The sequence below is a fragment of the Archangium sp. genome (assembly GCF_036388035.1).
Lineage (GTDB): Bacteria > Myxococcota > Myxococcia > Myxococcales > Myxococcaceae > Archangium.
The window spans coordinates 1-2,094 of sequence record NZ_DASVSO010000038.1; the positions used below are offsets into that span (position 1 = coordinate 1).

The window sequence follows — 2,094 nt, forward strand, 5'->3', positions numbered from 1 at the left end:
AGCAGGCCTCGAGCTGCGTGAGGGACAGGCGCCCGCGGCGCGCGAACAGCAGCGCCAGCAGGAGCACGGCCCACAGGGAGTGCAGCGCGCGCAGCCCCGGCAGCAGGAGGGCGCCGTGGAACACCCGGTAGTCGATGAAGAAGTAGGCCAGCTCCGTCAGGACGACCAGGACGGTGCCGACGACGTCGCCGCGCCAGGCCCGCGCCAGGTCCTCCTGCTGCGCCACCCCGAGCGAGAGCGGCCTAGGTCGTTCCGGTCCCATGGGAACCGCTCTCCACCACCAGGGACAGGAGGACCTTGGAGTCGATGGGCTTGGACAGCACCTGCACGTGGGGCAGCTCCAGCGCCTGGCGCACCAGCGGGTGCGAGCGGGCATGGCCGGTGAGGAAGACGGTCCTCCCGGAGAAGCCGTTGCCCCGCAGCCACTGGTAGGCCTCCAGCCCGCTGGGCACGCCGGCTCCGAGGTTGATGTCCAGAATGGCCAGCCCACACCCGAGCGCCTCGACGCGCTGGCGCTCGAGCTCCGCGAGGGAGCCGGCGCCCACACACGCCTCCGCGCCGACCGCCGAGAGCAGCTCGCAGAGGATGGACCTCAGGTCTTCGTCATCCTCGAGCACGAGCACCCGTAGCACGTCCCGTCCTCCCGCCGGCTGGCCCCGGGAGCGTCCGCCCACGAGGGCCGGCCTCGCAAGCCGAAAGGCGGGGGACGCGGTGCTTTTCGGACAGGCCCTCGGAGGCCTCTCCCCGGTTGCGAGCCCTCCCCCATGGCGCTAACCTCCCGGTTCTATCCTGTTTTGCGAGGCTACCATGATGACGCTCCCCCTGGGTCTTGCAGCGTGGATGATGGCGCCCCTGGTGGAGAGGGCAGTGAAGGGTCGGCACACGGCCACCGCGGCGCTGGAAGGGCTCGTCTTCGTCGCGCTGGGCGGCATGGTGCTGGTGCACATCCTCCCGCACAGCCTGGCGTTGGCGGGGACGGGAGCCCTCGGAGCGGCGGCGGCGGGACTGGGCCTGGCACTCGCGCTGAGGCGGTGGCTGCCGGCGGCGGCGGGGCCCGTGCTGGCGGTGGCGGGCATGGCGGCGCACGCGGCGCTGGAGGGACGGGCCCTCTCCCTGCACGGGAGCGACACCGGGGTGCTCGCCGCGCTGGCGGTGGTGCTGCACCGGCTGCCGCTGGGCCTGGGGCTGTGGTGGCTGGTACGGCCAGCGGTGGGGGCCCTCGGGGCCCTGGTGCTGCTGGTGGCCGTGGCGCTCGCCGGGGCCGCGGGCTTTGGCTGGGGCGAGTCGGTGCTCGGGCCCGGCGCGGTGCAAGGGACGGCGCTCTTCCAGGCCCTCGTCGCGGGCGCCTTCCTGCCGGCACTCGTCCGGGGGCGCGCGGGCATGGCGGACGGAGGACGCGCGGGGCGGCTCGCCTCGGGGCTCGGAGCCGTCTCCGCGGTGGCGCTGCTGGCCTTCATCTCCCACGCGCACCCGGTGTTGGGCGCGCAGCCCGGGGAGCTCGGCGCGGGCGCCACCTTCCTCCACCTGTCGCTGGAGACGGCGCCCGCGCTGCTGGCCGCCTACGTCCTCACCGGCCTCGGCCAGGTCTTCCTCGGTGATGCCTCGCTGGCGTGGCTGCGGCGCGGCTCCACCCTGACCCAGGCGTTGCGGGGCACGGTGGTGGGCCTGCCCCTGGCGCTGTGCTCGTGCGGAGTGCTGCCCGTGTACCGCGGCCTCATCCGCAAGGGCGTGCCCGTCGCCGCCGCGCTGTCCTTCCTGGTGGCCGCGCCGGAGATTGGCGTGAGCGCCTTCCTCGTCTCCGTGCCGCTCATCGGCTGGCCCCTCACGCTGGCGCGCCTGGGTGGGGCCTTCCTCGTGGCCCTGCTCTGCGGCGTCATCGTGAGCCGGCTGGTGCCCGCCGCCCAGCTCGCCGCCATGACCTCCCCGGCGGGAGGCCCCACGCCGCCCCTGCGCCAGCGGCTCGCCCAGGGGCTGAAGGAGGGGCTCATCGAGTCCGTGGACCACACGGCGCCCTGGATTCTCGTGGGCGTGGGGATGGCGGCCCTGGTGGAGCCGCTGCTGGCGGCGGAGTGGCTCTCGCGCCTGCCCCCGGGC

General features: G+C 74.7%; 2 protein-coding genes and 1 pseudogene. 1 reads left to right on the forward strand and 2 read right to left on the reverse strand.

Going from position 1 to position 2,094, the window contains the following annotated elements:
* Nucleotides 1-262, reverse strand: a pseudogene (locus tag VF697_RS01710) (hypothetical protein); the annotation flags it as partial.
* On the reverse strand, nt 243-632 hold the full coding sequence (locus VF697_RS01715) for a response regulator (RefSeq protein WP_331091601.1): 390 nt from the start codon (nt 630-632) through the stop codon (nt 243-245). The gene VF697_RS01715 and the pseudogene VF697_RS01710, both read right to left, overlap by 20 nt.
* 175 nt (nt 633-807) lie before the next feature.
* On the opposite strand from VF697_RS01715, the gene VF697_RS01720 reads away from it, so the two are divergent.
* A partial coding sequence (locus VF697_RS01720; RefSeq protein ID WP_331091603.1) for a permease occupies nt 808-2,094 on the forward strand: 1,287 nt, incomplete at its 3' end.